This is a genomic window from Sphingobacterium spiritivorum ATCC 33861 (genome assembly GCF_000143765.1).
Taxonomy (GTDB): domain Bacteria; phylum Bacteroidota; class Bacteroidia; order Sphingobacteriales; family Sphingobacteriaceae; genus Sphingobacterium; species Sphingobacterium spiritivorum.
Genome location: NZ_GL379770.1, coordinates 939516 through 955289, shown reverse-complemented (window position 1 = coordinate 955289; position 15774 = coordinate 939516). Strand labels below are relative to the sequence as shown.

Sequence of the window (15774 nt, the reverse complement as noted above, 5' to 3'; positions counted from 1 at the left end):
GAAGACGTTTGATTATAGGTTTCCTTTTTTCAGCTCACTGACCGCAAAATCAACAGCACGCGCTGTCAATGCCATATAAGTCAGTGAAGGGTTGATACATGCAGCTGAAGCCATTGCAGCTCCGTCTGTAACGAATACGTTCTTAGCATCCCATACCTGGTTGTGACCGTTCAATACAGAATTTTTAGGATCTGTACCCATACGGGCAGTACCCATCTCATGAATTCCCTGTCCTAAACCGTAAACGTTGTCATAAGTATATACATCTTTCACGCCGATAGATTCCAACATCTCTTTCATCTCCTCCTGCATATCCTTACGCATTTTGATCTCATTATCTTTTATTTCAGCATCGATTGCCAGTACCGGTAAGCCCCATTTATCTTTAACATTTTTATCGAGCGTAACTTTATTTTCATGATAAGGAAGCATTTCGCCGAAAGCTGTAAATCCTACACTCCAGCCTCCCGGTTCCAGGATAGCATCCTTCCAGGCCTCTCCTACACTCATTTCAGCAACAGCGCCCGACCAACGTCCGCGGCTGGCACCACCCTGATATCCGAATCCACGCAGATAATCACGCTTTTTGGTATCTCCGTCTACGTTTACAAAACGAGGAACGTAAATACCGTTAGGTCTTCTCCCGAATGTGTAGCTTTCTTCATAACCTTCTACTGAACCTCCTGCTCCGCAACGGAAGTGGTGATCCATCAGATTGTGCCCCAATTGTCCGCTGCTACTTCCCAATCCACCTTCCCATACATCAGTAGCCGAATTCATCAATACCCATGTAGAGTTAAGTGCTGAAGCACATACGAAAATTACTTTTGCAAAGAATTCATAAGTCTTGTTTGTCTCTGCATCGATGATCTCTACTCCTTTTGCTTTTTTGGTATCCTTGTCATAGATGATATTCTTCACGATAGAGAAAGGTCTCAAGGTCAGGTTACCAGTTTTCACAGCAGCTGGTAAGGTTGCAGACTGTGTACTGAAATATGCACCGAAATTACATCCCAACCAACATTGATTCTGATATTGACAGTTGACACGTCCATGATGAGGAACAGTGATATTTGCTGTTCTTCCCATGATAAAGTGTCTTTTACCACCATACTGAGTCTTCAATCGTGCTGCAAGATCTTTTTCTACAATATTCATCTCCATTGCCGGCATAAAATCTCCATCCGGTAATACGGCAAGGCCGTCTCTGTTACCGGAGATTCCTGCAAATTTTTCTGCATAGCTGTACCACGGAGCGATTTCATTATAACGAATTGGCCAGTCTGTACCATGACCATCTTTAAGATTGGCTTCAAAATCCAGATCAGAGAAACGGTAACTTTGTCTTCCCCACATCAGCGATCGGCCTCCGACATGATACCCGCGGTACCAGTCGAATCTTTTCACCTCTGTATATGGACTTTCCTTCTCATTGACCCAGTAATCCAGGTTTTTTTCATTGAGGGGATAGTCACGACTAAGAACAGGATAATCTTTGACCATTTGTGTTGTACGACCTCCGCGATGTTCAAAATCCCAAGGATTTTTATTGGGCGATGGATAATCTTTCACATGTTCGATATTACGACCACGTTCTAAAACAATTGTTTTAAGTCCTTTTTCCGTCAGTTCCTTTGCAGCCCAACCACCGCTGATTCCTGATCCGATGACAATTGCGTCATATACATTATCTGCCATATCTCTTCTCTTTATTAGTTTATAATTTGTTTTAAATAGTTTCAGTTTCTTTGGTACTCTCTATCTTCTCATCTTTAAAGAAAATCAGGAAAAATAAGAAAACAACAACTGCAATTCCGGCAGGAATCACCCATACTTTATTCCAGAATAATGCGACATCCGTTGACTTAAGATCAATGTACATATCACTTACATATCCTGCCACCCAGAATCCGATAAGCTGACCTACACCATAGGTAGCTAGCGTAATTAATCCCTGAGCAGAACTTTTATACTTTGCACCCGCTTTATTATCGGTATAGATCTGTCCTGAAACAAAGAAAAAGTCATAACAAATACCGTGTAAGGCAATTCCGGTAATTAACATAAAAGTAAGATCTCCCGCATTTCCGTACGCAAACATCAGATAACGTACCGCCCAGGCAAGCATACCCACCAGAATAGTTTTCTTAAAACCAAAACGGGTAAAGAAAACGGGAAGTAAAAGCAGAAATAATACTTCGGAGATCTGACCTATGGTCATTTTACCTGTAGGATTTTCCAGATTAATCTCGCTTAAAAATACGTTTGCGTTCTGATAATAGAATGCCAGAGGAATACAGATCAGTATAGAAGATATAAAGAACAATAAAAAGTTTTTGTCTTTCAGCAGTTTGACAGCATCTAACCCGAGAATCTGTCCTACAGTCGCTTTTTCAGTCTGTTCGATTTTTACAGGAGGTGTTTTAGGAAGTGTAAAACTAAATAATCCCAGTACCAATGATGCAATACCTGCCATTAAGAATGTGTTTTTCAACAGACCGTCTCCGGCATCCCATTTAAAGATATAACTGATTGCTAATCCCGCAACTATCCAACCCAAGGTTCCGAATATGCGGATAATTGAAAATTCCTTTTCCGGATTTTTCATCTGACGGAAAGAAACCGAATTGACTAAAGATAATGTTGGCATGTACAACAACATATATCCCAGTACATATGGATAAAACTCACTTACTGAAGTAGACTGGTACATCTGATACATCAGAAAAGCCCCCACAATATGAAGTACGCCCAGGATACGCTCTGCGTTAAAAAAGCGATCTGCAATCATACCGATAATAAATGGCGCAACTATAGCTCCCCAGGATTGAGTCGAAAATACATTTGCACTTTCCAGACCTGTTGCATTCAGGCTCTTACTCAGGAAAGTCCCCAATGTAACAAACCATGCTCCCCAAATAAAAAATTCGAGAAACATCATGAAAGATAATTTTATTTTTATTCCTGTAGACATAGAGGTAGATGGTTTATGATATTACAATTATTGTGGTTTAAATATTTAGCAAGTTATAAAAAAAATCAAATTGTAAAAAATACACTATTAAAAAAGTTACACACTGAAACTATCGACCTCTCTATAGGCTGCCACAAGTGCCTCTTCCCCAGCTTTTCCACCTTTTGACTTTCCGTGCTCCATTCCCATCACACCTCTGTAACCTTTTTTATATAAATGTGCAAATACATTCTTATAGTTAATTTCACCTGTAGTAGGCTCTTTTCTTCCCGGATTATCACCTATCTGTACATAAGCAATTTCATCCCAGCATCGGTCTATATTGACCAGCAGATCACCTTCTGTACGCTGCATATGATAGATATCATAAAGTATTTTGCAGGATGGGCTGTTTACTGCTTTACATACCGCATAGGTCTCGTGCGTTTGCTGAAGAAAAAGATCTGGCGTATCACTCAGAGTTTCCAGTACCATTATCAGATTATGCGGTTCGAAGATTTCCGCTCCTTTTCGCATAGCCTGTACAATATTTGCAAACTGATTTCCCCATGGCAGCTTACGCTCATAGAATCCGGGAACAACAGTAAGCCATTTGGCATTACAACGTTTTGCTGCCTCTACTGAGCGCTGGCATGTTTTCACAAAGTGATCCAGGAATTCAGGTTTACCGGTAGCAAGAGAAGTCATCCAGTTCTGACCGCCATCTACCACAAATACGCCCATAGTCATCCCCAATTTTGCCAACAGATTACCAATTTTTTCCTGTTCTTCTACAGATCTCCCCAGATAACCATTGTCTTCAATAGCCCGAAATCCGAGATCATAAAAGTATTGGATTTCATCCAAAAAATTTTTGCCTGCCGAGTCCTGAAACATCCCCTGATGCGGGGCATAATTCAGCTTAAACGTTTTACCTTTCTGTTCAGTAAAAAGATTTTGTGCTTTTTGTTCGGAAGCCTGCAGTGCATTACCTGTCAGCGCTGCACCTGATACTAAAGCAGCATTTCTAAGAAAATCACTTCGTTTCATAGCGATAAATTCGGAATTGGGTTTATGTCAAAAAGATTCTCAAAGCCTTTCGTGTGCTTTTCCAGAATATCTCCTTGCTGGTTATTGTATATAATATAAATATCTATATTTTTTATCTTATTTGCAAAAACAATTGCCTCGTCAGGAGACATTGCCATAAAAATATTATCTAACGCATCTCCTTCCATGGCCGTAGGGGCATGTACAGTGACACTCACAATATTTGTTTCAAAAGAATAGCCGGTTTTAGGATTAATGTGGTGGGTAATTTTACGGTTCTTATCCATGAGAAATTTCTCAAAATTTCCGGCTGTCGTAATTGCTCCGCCTGGTGGTACGATCACATCCTGTTTTAATTCTGTATTACCATTTGTCTTTACAGGACGTTCTATTCCCACTTTTAACCGTTCTCCGTCAGATTTTTTACCATTGATACGCAACTCTCCTCCCAGTTCGACAATAAAATTCTGAATACCCTGCTGTAGCAGATAATCTGCCAGTACATCCACGGAGTAGCCCTGTGCAATACCGTTCAGATCGATCGATACTTTCGGATTTTTCTTTAGCAGTAGTTTTCCTCTTACTTTGAGCTGATTCATGCCCACATTTTTCAATGTCTCTCTGATTTGTTCCTCATCCGGGAGGGCAGATATACGTGCGGGACCAAATCCCCACAATTGCACCAGAGGGGCGACTGTGATATCAAACTGTCCTTTTGAAAGTTTATAATAAGCAAATGATTTGTTGACCACCTTTTGCATATGGTGATCCATTTCAATTGAAGTTGTCTCCGGAAGATTGAATTTAGAAATAAGAGAGTTTTTATTATAGACGGACATTGAATTATCAATATCATTCAGCATGCTGTCTATTGCTGATTTCGGTATTGTTTTTTCAGCATAATAAACAATATGGTAAGTCGTGCCCTGTGCTCTTCCATCAATCACATGACGGTCTGATATTTTATTTGGCTGCCCGGCGTAAGCGCCCAGACAGCCAATAAAAAAGATAACTAAAACCGTCCATGATCTTTTCATGAAAAGAACTTTAGATATAAAGGTTTGTATTCTGTCCGGGAACAGCCACAGGATACAAACCATCTGCATTAGGCAATATCTTAGGACTTGCATCCCAGGCATACGTTGCAGGCTGAAGATCTACATTCGATTCCAGCGCCTTATCCCATTTAATTGTTTTTCCGGTATAACACGCTATACGACCAATAATACCTGTCAGTGTGCTGTAAGCTCCGTACTCGGCATTATCAAATTTATATTCTCCTTTAGCAATGGCTTCAAATAATTCTTTATGCTCTTGCTGATACGGATTCGGATTTCCTTTAGGATCATGTCTGTATATTTCCTTTCCGTTTGCATCCCAGAGTACCCCTTGTCCTCCTGCTGAAAGATAAGTACGCCCTTTACTTGCCTGAAATGTTTCATCAACCCGATTAGAGATTCCTTCAAAATGACGACACTGACTGTACACCACGGAATTATCATCATAAGTCAATTCCACAGCAAAGTTGTCATAGATTTCACCGTAATCTTTTCCTTTACGGAAAGCCTGACTTCCTGTACCTTGTATGGAGACCGGATATTTTCCTTTGATCCAGTTTGCAATATCAATATTATGTACGTGCTGTTCTACGATATGATCACCACACAACCAGTTGAAGTAATACCAGTTTCTCATCTGATATTCCATTTCTGTCATACCTGGTTTGCGGGGTCTTACCCATACACCGCCACTATTCCAATAGACCTGACCGGATACCACATCTCCGATAGCGCCATCCTGAACACGCTTGATAACTTCTCTGTAATTTGTCTGATAGCGACGTTGTAAACCTACTACTACATTTAACTTTTTACGTTTTGCTTCTGCAGCAGCTGCCAATACACGACGAATTCCCGGAAGATCTGTGGCTACCGGTTTTTCCATAAACACATGTTTTCCCTGCTTTACAGCTTCTTCAAAATGAATAGGCCGGAATCCCGGAGGAGTTGTCAGAATAACAACATCAGCATCTTTGATTGCGGACTTGTAGCCATCAAAGCCTACGTACTTACGACTATCCGGAATATCTATTTTATCTTGAAATTTTTCTTTTAATGTATTGTATGTGCTATCCAGATTATCCTTAAAAGCATCTGCCATAGCTACCAATCTGATATTCTGTCCCGAAGCAAACGCATCAAATGCCGCTCCGGTTCCTCTCCCACCGCAACCGATTAGAGCAACCTTAATGATGTCACTACCTGCAGCAAAAACAGCTGAAACAGGCATTGAACTTAAGGCTGCCGTACCCGCTACAGCTGCTCCTGCTTTTAAAAAATCTCTACGCAGAAAATTACTTTCCATTTTTATTAAGTTTATTAGGTTTAAAAAGTTATATAAGGTTTAAAAATCTTTGATCGGCGCTTTATCATAATATGCCATGATCTCTTCATGTGTCGGAGCTACCTGAGGCCGTACCAGACGCAAACCTATAAAAGGTGCTTCCGGAAACCACCAGTTTGATTTTGGAATTTGCGGATCGAGTTGTTTCCAGATTGGATCCGATGCCATTCTGTTTGCTGATCTCAGATCTTTTGCTTCGCTGTCAAACGCTCCCCCGCGCACACTGTGCGGATATAGCTTAGTAGGAATATTCACAGGATTATCTGCCGTCTTCCCTGCAAATTGTTTGTAAAAAGATTCATCATACTGATCGTAGGTCCATTCAGCTACATTTCCCAAAATATCATAAAGGCCCCATTTATTCGGTTTTTTCAAGCCTACTTTTTGTGTCTGCGCATCGCTGTTTGCTTTATACCAGGCATATTCATCCAGTTTAGAGGCATCATTTCCAAAGAAATAATCGTCCTGACTACCGGCTCTGCTGGCGTATTCCCATTCTGCTTCGGTCGGTAATCTAAAAAACACTCCGGTTCTGACGTACAGCCACTTACAAAACTGAATTGCATTATAATGCGTCATGGCCAAAGCAGGATGCCCCTCTTTTCCCATTCCAAATGTCATATCGAGATAAGGCTTGGTCGGTCTGGTCACTGCATCTACAGCAGTACTAACCTGCCCGTCCACAGACTGCGTTACTTCGTAATCTTTATATACAAATGGTTCGTAAAGATCCCAGGTCACTTCATAAGTACTCATCCAGAAAGGGTTGATCCTGACTTCATGTACAGGCTTCTCATCTTCTTTACCTGTATTACTTCCCTGCTTAAATGTCCCGCCCGGAATGGCTTCCATGGTGAAACTCAGCTTGGTACCTTTAATATCCTGAGTGTATTTTTGAAAATTTGATTGTGCCTGTCCGTAATGAACGCTGGCGAATAGGCAGAATGATAGTATTAATCGCATATAATCAGTTAGATTCCTCGGTTTAAATCTTCCTGAAAATAACTACATCTTTTTCAGGAAGACTAAAGTTACACTAATTGTACAAAATACACATATCATCGAAATAACAAATCTGTTACAGATAAGCAAATCGTTTAGAAATGAAGAAAATAATGGATGACGGCAGACCAGATTCCGGCCGTAAGTAAAGCGATGATAATACTAAAACCAATGATAATATTTGCGATTTTACTATTCAACCGAAACTGCTCTATCACAATACTGGTTGAAACCAAAGTAGGCATAGCCATTTCAAATATGGTAACAGCTCCTATCTCCTTCTTTGCTCCTGTAAGCAATACAAAGATCAGCACTAAGGCCGGGGCAATAAGCAATTTGTAAAACAGAGAAAAAGAAATCTGCGAAATCTGTTTCTTCCATCCTTTGAACTGCAGTTGCAGACCTACAGAGAATAAGGCCAGCGGAGATACGGTAGCCCCTAATTTATCAAACACAGGCTCTATAGCCGTCAGATCAATAAAACGGGGCAATATCAACGCAGCGATACAGCCCAGAAACGGAGGAAAAGTGAATAAACGCCTGATGATATATCCCAAATTAAGTTTAGCTGCAGAATCAACACTTCCTTTAGTTGCCAGATAAACTCCGAGAGTAGACAGTAAAAAGAAAGTAGCCTGATCACAGATAATAGCGATACTCATGTATTCTTCTCCGTAAAAAGCAGCGACTAAGGGAAATCCTACAAAAGAAGTATTGCTAAATCCCGAAACCATAGTCAATGTACTCTCCGTACGGGCGCTGTAATGCTTTCGCCAGCAATAAATCCGAAAAAAGATCATACTGCCGAGCAGCACAACAAGGGGGCTCATTACAGGAACAATAAGATCTCTGTTCCAGTCTATATGAGGCAGATATTTGAAGGAGACAGCAGGAAGAGCAAAATACAGAATCCAGGTATTAATTCCTTTATGTGCATCAGGATGAATACTTTTCGTCTGTTTCAGTATATATCCTGCAGCAATGCATATAATAATTAAAATAAAGTTGGCCACCCGTTTAGAATTTAATACGCTAACAAAGGTAAATTTTTCAGACAAACATTATAATAGTCTTTTGAATAGTGCGGCCTTCAATACCGGAAAGAGTATTTCATTTTTTGTTCATTTCAGGTTTGAATTACATAAAGACGCAACTTATCTAAGTTTATGGCAAAACATTGACTAAAAAACACTTTCCATCAAAAGTTTCTTTCATAGAAAATATATATTTTTGCACTTTCCTTAACTATACGGACAGGTTTAATCATTCTATATTGAAAAATTTTAATTTATTTACTTTAGTTCTTTTATTAGTTTTTATGCATGGCATGTGCGAAGCACAGTCGAGCCTGCTATGGACCACGCAGGACAGTATCGCACCAGCTCGTCGTAAAAATCCGCTGATAATTGAAATTGAGGCTGAAAACGGAGGTATCATTGCTTCCAAGGATATTAAACAAGTCACTTTTGAAGACGCATATTATAATGGTGTCAACCTACGTGTAGGATGGCAAACCCAGCGTTCCAAAGATATTTATCATCAACTTTATAACTATCCGATATACGGAGTAGGGCTGTATTCCAGTACCTTCAACACCAATATCATCGGCAGTCCCTATGCACTTTATGGATTTGTGATCGTACCTATACATCCCAAAAACGATAAAAGATGGACTTATGAATACCGCATTGCATTGGGCTTGTCCGGCAACTTTAAGCCGTATAATGAAGAAACTAATCCGCTGAACTTAGTTATCGGAACAAAAAATAATGTTTTTATAGATTTTGGTTTTCGTGCCAAATATAAATTTCATAAAAATTTCGACGTAGGAGTCGGAGCGGCGTTTCATCACTTCTCAAACGGCGCTATGCGTCTGCCAAATAAAGGTGTGAACCTATTGCCTCTTACCGCTTCACTCACCTATACACCTAACTCCGAGTCGGCAGATTACAGCCGTGCAGAAGTTCCTCCGTTTGAACAGACCTGGCTTTATCACATCAACCTAGCCGGAGGATTCAAACAAATTGACAGACAGATTGACAAGAGATATCACAAAGCCACATTAAGTGCTTATATGAGTCGCCATGTATCTTATAAATGGAGATTTGGAGGCGGCTTTGATTTCTTTTACTCGGCATCAGGAAATGCAGAAGAAATCGCGGGCAGTGAAAAAGGTAAATTTAGTGCCTTATTCTCCGGAGGTCCGGCATTCTATATGGCACATGTCCTGAATGAACGTTTGGTACTCAATGGAAACATCGGATATTATTTACATAAAAATAACTTTAACGGAGAAATCGAGAACTTCTACGTGAGAGCAGGAGCCCGATATTATGTGTACAAAAACATAAATGCCGGTGTATCAATTAAAGCACATATGGGTAAAGCAGACTATATCGAGTGGACTGCCGGATATACATTTGGTAAAAAACACTAATACCACTTTATCTATAATAGTCCTTGTCTGACGTAAACATTAGCTTCTGCATACATATTATTACCAGTGAGGACAGCAGGAAACGCTCTCTATCTGCTGGCGCAAGCGTCCGCTTGTGCCTCTATATGTTACCGCTAAAGAAATCAGAAAACATTATCGGTGCGTCTGTTAACATCTACTTCAGCTATATACAGAAAATGCTTTTGTATTTTATGGAAAACCTCTCTCCCAGTAAACCGCAAGCCCTCCTTAAAAAAGAGAGTGAAACCGATGAAGTATGCCTTCGCTATTAAAAAACAAAGAGCTGCATCATATACCTCATGATACAACCCTTCTTGTTTGTTTTATACAGGTAGAATAATAATTTATATTATGTCCTTCCAGACTGCATTATATCGTATACAATAGTGTTACCCGATGATTATTACGCCTTATGTTTAATAATAAGTGTAGAGGGCGCATCTGTAAGCCATACACTTTTTGATTCAACCAGCTTTTTCCAACTCTTCAGGCTGACAAGCATCAATTGCTGCTCTGCCACAAAATTCTTGTCAATAGTCCGTTCGTGCATCAGACTAATATGGTTGGATGCAATATGTTCAATAGCTCTGACTGCTTCTTTTACATACGAATTATCCCGCAAGATTCCTTGTACATCCAGGATAACGACCTGTGAATTGTTATTGGTAATGAATTTCTTGGCATAGTCTACGAGAAAAGAATCTTCATCAGAGAATACCGGTACCAATATCTTATTAAACACAGTCTGCCCCTTATCGATCAACACGCCAACGGAGACCTCACTTCCACTCAGGATAGAGGATGTTCTATCGTCAAATGCTGCATAGGAGAAGATTTGCTCTTTCCCTGACATCTGGTTAAAAATACGTTCGGGATTAATAAAACGGGTGGTAAAACCTAATATTTTACCGAGCAGACTGCCTTCAAAAATAGACTGCCCTACTCCTATCAATAACAAGTCATAGTTACCTTCATTCACGATATCCACGATATCTGCATTGATATCATTAGAAACTTTAAAATGTGTGGTCAGCGGTTGCTTCAGATCATCTGAAAGCGTGATTAAAGGAGCAAAACTTTCTTTTTCCTCTGTTTCCCAGTCATACTGAGGCAACATATTGTCTGCGGACAGGTGCAGTGCAGTCACTGTATTGAGTTTCGTATTTTTACGGGTCATACTATTGGCCAGTCTTAACAATGAAATTCCTGTATCCGGATTGCCAAAAGATAAGAGGATGTTATATTTTGTTTTGTCTGAAATATAATCCGGAGCGATTTGCGTGTGTTTACGAAAGGCCCAGTTGATAAAATCAAGTGCAGGTCCGGTCATAAATGTGGTTAGTAAAGCCATTACGACCAACATAGCAAATATTTCCGGAGATAGGACTCCTAGATCATATCCGATATTCAGCACGACCAGTTCCATCAATCCTCTTGTATTCATCAGTGCTCCGATAGTAAGACTGTCTTTCCAGTTCTGTCCTACAAATCTCGCCGCCAGTGCACTTCCTATAAACTTACCAGCCACAGCGACCAGAATAATCCAGCCCGTCGTTTTCCAAAGCTCGATATCATTTAAAAGACCGATCTGTGTACGAAGCCCTGTATAGACAAAGAAGAGTGGCAATAATAATACGAGAGCGACATCTTCTACTTTCTCAATGAAGATATGTCTGAATTTTTTGTTTTCCGGCATAATCGCTCCTGCCATAAAAGCGCCGAATAAAGCATGTATTCCTATTATTTCGCTAAGATATGCAGATATGATCAGTACGATAAAGAAGATAGCAACTATAGGCGCACCCAGGCTTTCGCGCTGTGCGTGCAGATCACCGATCCTTTTCAGAAAGGGTCTTACCAGTTTGATCATAATCCATACGTACACTACGGCTAATCCGATGACATACAGCGAACTGACAAACGAACCGGCCTTTACTATTGCGATCACAATAGCCAGGATACACCATGCTGTAATATCATCTGCAGCAGCACAGGTCAATACTACGGTTCCTAAACGTGTCTTTTGTATCCCTCTTTCCTGTACAATACGCGCCAGAACAGGAAATGCGGTAATACTCATTGCTATTCCCATAAATAAGCTGAAGGACAGGTATTCTACATGTTCCGGAGCAAAATCCAGGTATATAAAATAGGCCAGAACCATCCCCAGAGAAAATGGAATCACAATACTGGCATGACTGATCACGACTGCATCGTGTGCCTTATTACGTAAAATATTCAAATCCAGCTCCATCCCGATCACAAACATGAACATGACCAGTCCGACCTGGCTTAGCATCTGCAAATTGCCTAATGATTCTACCGGAAACAACAAGGCAGAAAATTCCGGAAAATATGATCCGAAAAATGAAGGCCCTAATGCTATACCTGCTATGATCTCACCGATAACATACGGTTGACCGATTTTTTTGAAAATCCATCCAAAAAAACGAGCTGCCACAATAATAGTTATAATCTGGGCCAGCAGAATGGCAAGGGGATGTTGAAGATTGTGTGTGAGTGTATCCAGAAACTCCGGCCAATGTCCTTTACCTGTACCTACCGTCTCAAAATGTCTGCCCTCCTGTTTATCTAATCCCAGTTGATAAGTCACGTACATCAGCAATCCACAGATGCCAATCACTCCCGTATAAAAAAATGTATTCTTAAATCTTTTCATCTATCTGATTTTCCCTTAGTATTCTAAACTATAAAGTAGCCCTCTCCCTTTTTATTGCAAGATGTCAATTTTTACAGACATGATTTTAAGGCTTGAAACAAGATGTAATGAAATTAAAAAAAAATGAAATGAATCAATTTCTTATTTTGGATAGAAAAGCCTGCCGGTAGGTATTGGACAACTGAAAGGTAAGCGATACACCCGAATTCAGAGGTATTGAGCTAATGGTATTATGTGTATAGGCCCTTACAATATCTAAAGCAATTATTTCCTTTTTATTGATTCTGCAGAAATTCCTTTCGGGCAGCAGCTCTTCTAATTTCGCAAAATTGACGTTCTTAATACAGATGGATTCGCCATTGCGCAGGAATACATCCTTATCGCGTCCATCAATTTTGGAATTGAGAATATGTGTTATTTCCTGAAGATGAAGCAAATATTTTCCCTGATCTGTATTAAAATTGATGGGAGCCAACTCTTTTTCCCGGGGTTTGCGGGCAACAGCTTTATCGATAGCTACCTGCAGCCTTTCTTTACTTAAAGGCTTGCGGACATAATCCACAACATTCAGATCAAAAGCATCCGCAGCATACTCAGAATATGCAGTTACAAAAATAATCATTTTGTCCGGCAGTTGTTTTGCGATCTGCAAACCATTGATGACAGGCATTTCGATATCCATGATACAAAGATCAAATTGCATTTCACCCGCTTCCTGCAGTAATTTTGCGGGGTCATTGTAAGTCCTGACAATCTCCAGCTCTTCCATCTGTTCCGTGATTAGTTTTAGAAACTTTAACCCCGGCAATTCATCATCAAGTAGTATACATTTTAGCACGCTCAATTTGTTTAAGGTCTAATTTAAGGTAAGCTGTATAAATATTTCCCTCCAGAAACCGCTCCAGTTTAAAACAGTCTTTATACAATATCCGTAATCGTTGTTCAAATGCTTCCATCCCTAGCCCGCCAGCCTGTTTGCTCAGAGGTTTCAGTTCGCTGGATGTATTGGATACGGTAATCCCAAATATTCCTTCCTCCGACAATTCAAAATAGAAGGAAATAAAGGCATCCGGACTTTGCAGATCAGAATGTTTAAAAGCATTCTCGATAAGATCAAGGCAGATCATCGGAACAATCAGTTTTTGTTCATAGTAGGGATTGTGTCCGGCTATTTTGGTTTTAACTTTAATTTCAAAAAGCGGACTTACCTTGATCTTATTGATATCGATCAGACTTTTTGCAAAATCTATTTCGCGCCGTACAGTTACAAATTCATCCCGGGCTTCATACAGCACATAATCCAGTACCGTAGCCAGCTTATCTAATGTATAATAAGTCTGATAGGCATGAGACTGTACAGAGTTAAGTATATTTTTGAATAAGTGTGGCTGAAGTTTTGCTTCCAGATTTTTCAATTGAAATCCATCCACTTTCTTCTCCAGGTCTTTGTAACGTTGTTCGATTGTATTGAAATGCTCCTGCTGACGTTTATTACGAATAATAAGTATCACAATGGCAACAATCAGAACCAGAATAACAAAAAGATACAATAACGGAGAATAAAAGATATCCATTTTCTAAAATTATTAAATAATTCCGGCGTTATAGTCCTTGTTTTATAAAAATAATTATTCTGTAGCCAGGAATTTCATCTTTTCTTCCTCCAGATCCAGGCGATGCAAATGCTTTCGGATTACTTCTTCATCAATAGTGTAATCCTTATTCCAGTCCCTCAGCCATTCTCTTTGCTTATTCAACATACTGACATATACGACTCTACACTCCGTTGCCATAATTTCATTTTCGAGAAGCTGATGGCTGTCTTCCCATTTGCGGGCAAGTTGTTGCAGCACCTGTTGCTGCCGGAGTTCCTCCGGATAATTTTCTTTCAGATGTACAAGACTCTGTTCAGCCAACTGTTTATACAATTGCAGATAAGCCTCACCTTCCGGAAGATAATTATCCTGATCTACAAGATTCATTTTACGGATAAGATAGGGCAATGTAAGTCCTTGCAGCACCAAAGTCAGCAGAATAACCACAAAAGTGATAAACAAGATCAGATTGCGTTGCGGTAATAATACATCATTATAATAAACGGGTATAGATAGCGCTGCAGCAAGAGATACTACACCACGCATTCCTGCCCAACCCAATATAAACGGACCTTTTACCCCCGGACTTCTTCTATCAGCAACGGTAATAAAGTTTCTGGCAATCAGCGTAAATACAACTGCTCCGTAAGCGGAGAGTATACGTACGACTATCAGTACAGCTGTGATCAACACTCCGTAACCTATAGCAGTACCGATACTGACATCATTCAGATTTGATGTTATTTCCGGCAGATCCAGACCGATCAGCATAAAAACCAGGCCATTCAGTATAAAACATAAGGATTCCCATACATTCTCTGCACGCAGACGGCTGCTATTGCTCAAGAAAAGATGTTTTCTGTTTGCGAGAAATAATCCTCCGCTGACCACAGAAAGGACTCCTGAGCTTTCGATCGATTCCGCTGCTATATACATGATATAGGGAGCGACAAGAGACAGTACAATATCGGTATTCACGTCTGTAGGAAACAGCCGATGTGCCTTGAAAAAGACAAAGCCGATCAGGACTCCTATCCCTATTCCTCCGAGCACCATCCACACAAAACTCAAAGCGGCCTCATGCATCACAAATTGTCCTGTACCTACCGCTATCAATGCAAATCTCATAATAATCAAACTGGAGGCATCATTCAGCAAACTCTCGCCTTCCAGAATAGATGCCAGGCGCTTGGGTACTTTCACAAAACGAAGGATCGCCCCTGCACTGACAGCATCCGGAGGAGACACAATAGCTCCCAATAAGAACCCCAGAGCTATAGTAAATCCCGGAATCATATAATTAGCCACCAGTGCGACAACCGTTGCTGTTAAAAAAACTATTAAAAAGGCAAAACTCCCTATGATCCGCCTCCATCGCCATAATTCTTTCCAGGAGGTGTTCCATGCTGCCTCATACAATAAAGGTGGAAGAAAAATAATAAAGATAAGCTCCGGATCAATGCTGATCACGGGAACTCCCGGCACAAAGCTGATCGCTAATCCGGCCAACACCAGAAAAATCGGATAAGCTACTTTTACTTTGTTTGCCAGCATGATCAGAAAGATAATGATCACAATCAGGCTGAGATAAAATGGAAAATGATGAAGCATATCTTTAGAAACTAATCTGTGT

Annotated in this window: 12 protein-coding genes; 1 reads left to right on the top strand and 11 read right to left on the bottom strand. The window is 40.2% G+C overall.

Annotated elements, in window-relative coordinates:
* Positions 1–12 precede the first annotated feature (12 nt).
* From HMPREF0766_RS04150 to HMPREF0766_RS04120, 7 genes are all read right to left on the bottom strand, one after another.
* Positions 13–1698 carry a GMC oxidoreductase gene (locus HMPREF0766_RS04150; protein WP_002993988.1) on the bottom strand — a complete coding sequence of 562 codons (1686 nt, stop codon included), beginning with the start codon at positions 1696–1698 and terminating at the stop codon, positions 13–15.
* A gap of 31 nt (positions 1699–1729) precedes the next feature.
* Positions 1730–2974 carry an MFS transporter gene (locus HMPREF0766_RS04145; protein WP_002993987.1) on the bottom strand — a complete coding sequence of 415 codons (1245 nt, stop codon included), beginning with the start codon at positions 2972–2974 and terminating at the stop codon, positions 1730–1732.
* A 96-nt stretch (positions 2975–3070) separates the two neighbouring features.
* A complete protein-coding gene (locus HMPREF0766_RS04140) occupies positions 3071–4003 on the bottom strand; it encodes a hydroxypyruvate isomerase family protein (protein WP_002993986.1) in 933 nt (310 codons plus the stop codon).
* Positions 4000–5040 (bottom strand): FAD:protein FMN transferase, encoded by a 1041-nt coding sequence (locus HMPREF0766_RS04135; RefSeq protein ID WP_002993985.1) that lies wholly within the window; start codon positions 5038–5040, stop codon positions 4000–4002. The genes HMPREF0766_RS04140 and HMPREF0766_RS04135 overlap by 4 nt, the downstream gene beginning before the upstream one ends.
* A gap of 10 nt (positions 5041–5050) precedes the next feature.
* Positions 5051–6367 carry a Gfo/Idh/MocA family protein gene (locus HMPREF0766_RS04130; RefSeq protein WP_002993983.1) on the bottom strand — a complete coding sequence of 439 codons (1317 nt, stop codon included), beginning with the start codon at positions 6365–6367 and terminating at the stop codon, positions 5051–5053.
* Positions 6368–6406: 39 nt separating this feature from the next.
* Entirely contained in the window at positions 6407–7369 is a 963-nt protein-coding gene (locus HMPREF0766_RS04125) for a formylglycine-generating enzyme family protein (protein WP_002993981.1), read from the bottom strand.
* Positions 7370–7503: 134 nt separating this feature from the next.
* Entirely contained in the window at positions 7504–8421 is a 918-nt protein-coding gene (locus HMPREF0766_RS04120) for an AEC family transporter (RefSeq protein ID WP_002993980.1), read from the bottom strand.
* Positions 8422–8735: 314 nt separating this feature from the next.
* Here HMPREF0766_RS04120 and HMPREF0766_RS04115 point away from each other — a divergent pair, with 314 nt between their 5' ends.
* Entirely contained in the window at positions 8736–9845 is a 1110-nt protein-coding gene (locus tag HMPREF0766_RS04115; RefSeq protein WP_248676702.1) for an acyloxyacyl hydrolase, read from the top strand.
* 424 nt (positions 9846–10269) lie between these two features.
* Here the strand turns inward: HMPREF0766_RS04115 and HMPREF0766_RS04110 are convergent, their stop codons facing one another.
* The 4 genes from HMPREF0766_RS04110 to HMPREF0766_RS04095 form a co-directional block, all read right to left on the bottom strand.
* Complete coding sequence (locus tag HMPREF0766_RS04110; protein WP_002993977.1) at positions 10270–12546, bottom strand: cation:proton antiporter; 2277 nt, start codon at positions 12544–12546, stop codon at positions 10270–10272.
* A 133-nt stretch (positions 12547–12679) separates the two neighbouring features.
* A complete protein-coding gene (locus HMPREF0766_RS04105; protein ID WP_002993976.1) occupies positions 12680–13384 on the bottom strand; it encodes a LytR/AlgR family response regulator transcription factor in 705 nt (234 codons plus the stop codon).
* Positions 13362–14120, bottom strand: a complete 759-nt coding sequence (locus tag HMPREF0766_RS04100) for a sensor histidine kinase (RefSeq protein WP_002993975.1) — start codon at positions 14118–14120, stop codon at positions 13362–13364. The genes HMPREF0766_RS04105 and HMPREF0766_RS04100 overlap by 23 nt, the downstream gene beginning before the upstream one ends.
* 54 nt (positions 14121–14174) lie before the next feature.
* Positions 14175–15752, bottom strand: coding sequence for a Na+/H+ antiporter (locus HMPREF0766_RS04095; RefSeq protein ID WP_002993973.1), 1578 nt, complete (start codon positions 15750–15752; stop codon positions 14175–14177).
* Positions 15753–15774 lie beyond the last annotated feature (22 nt).

Coding starts and splice junctions, on each gene's coding strand:
- HMPREF0766_RS04135 (WP_002993985.1), bottom strand. CDS start 5,040: ATGAAAAGATCATGGACGGTTTTAGTTATCTTTTTTATTGGCTGTCTG.
- HMPREF0766_RS04115 (WP_248676702.1), top strand. CDS start 8,736: ATGTGCGAAGCACAGTCGAGCCTGCTATGGACCACGCAGGACAGTATC.
- HMPREF0766_RS04100 (WP_002993975.1), bottom strand. CDS start 14,120: ATGGATATCTTTTATTCTCCGTTATTGTATCTTTTTGTTATTCTGGTT.
- HMPREF0766_RS04145 (WP_002993987.1), bottom strand. CDS start 2,974: ATGTCTACAGGAATAAAAATAAAATTATCTTTCATGATGTTTCTCGAA.
- HMPREF0766_RS04150 (WP_002993988.1), bottom strand. CDS start 1,698: ATGGCAGATAATGTATATGACGCAATTGTCATCGGATCAGGAATCAGC.
- HMPREF0766_RS04110 (WP_002993977.1), bottom strand. CDS start 12,546: ATGAAAAGATTTAAGAATACATTTTTTTATACGGGAGTGATTGGCATC.
- HMPREF0766_RS04125 (WP_002993981.1), bottom strand. CDS start 7,369: ATGCGATTAATACTATCATTCTGCCTATTCGCCAGCGTTCATTACGGA.
- HMPREF0766_RS04095 (WP_002993973.1), bottom strand. CDS start 15,752: ATGCTTCATCATTTTCCATTTTATCTCAGCCTGATTGTGATCATTATC.
- HMPREF0766_RS04140 (WP_002993986.1), bottom strand. CDS start 4,003: ATGAAACGAAGTGATTTTCTTAGAAATGCTGCTTTAGTATCAGGTGCA.
- HMPREF0766_RS04130 (WP_002993983.1), bottom strand. CDS start 6,367: ATGGAAAGTAATTTTCTGCGTAGAGATTTTTTAAAAGCAGGAGCAGCT.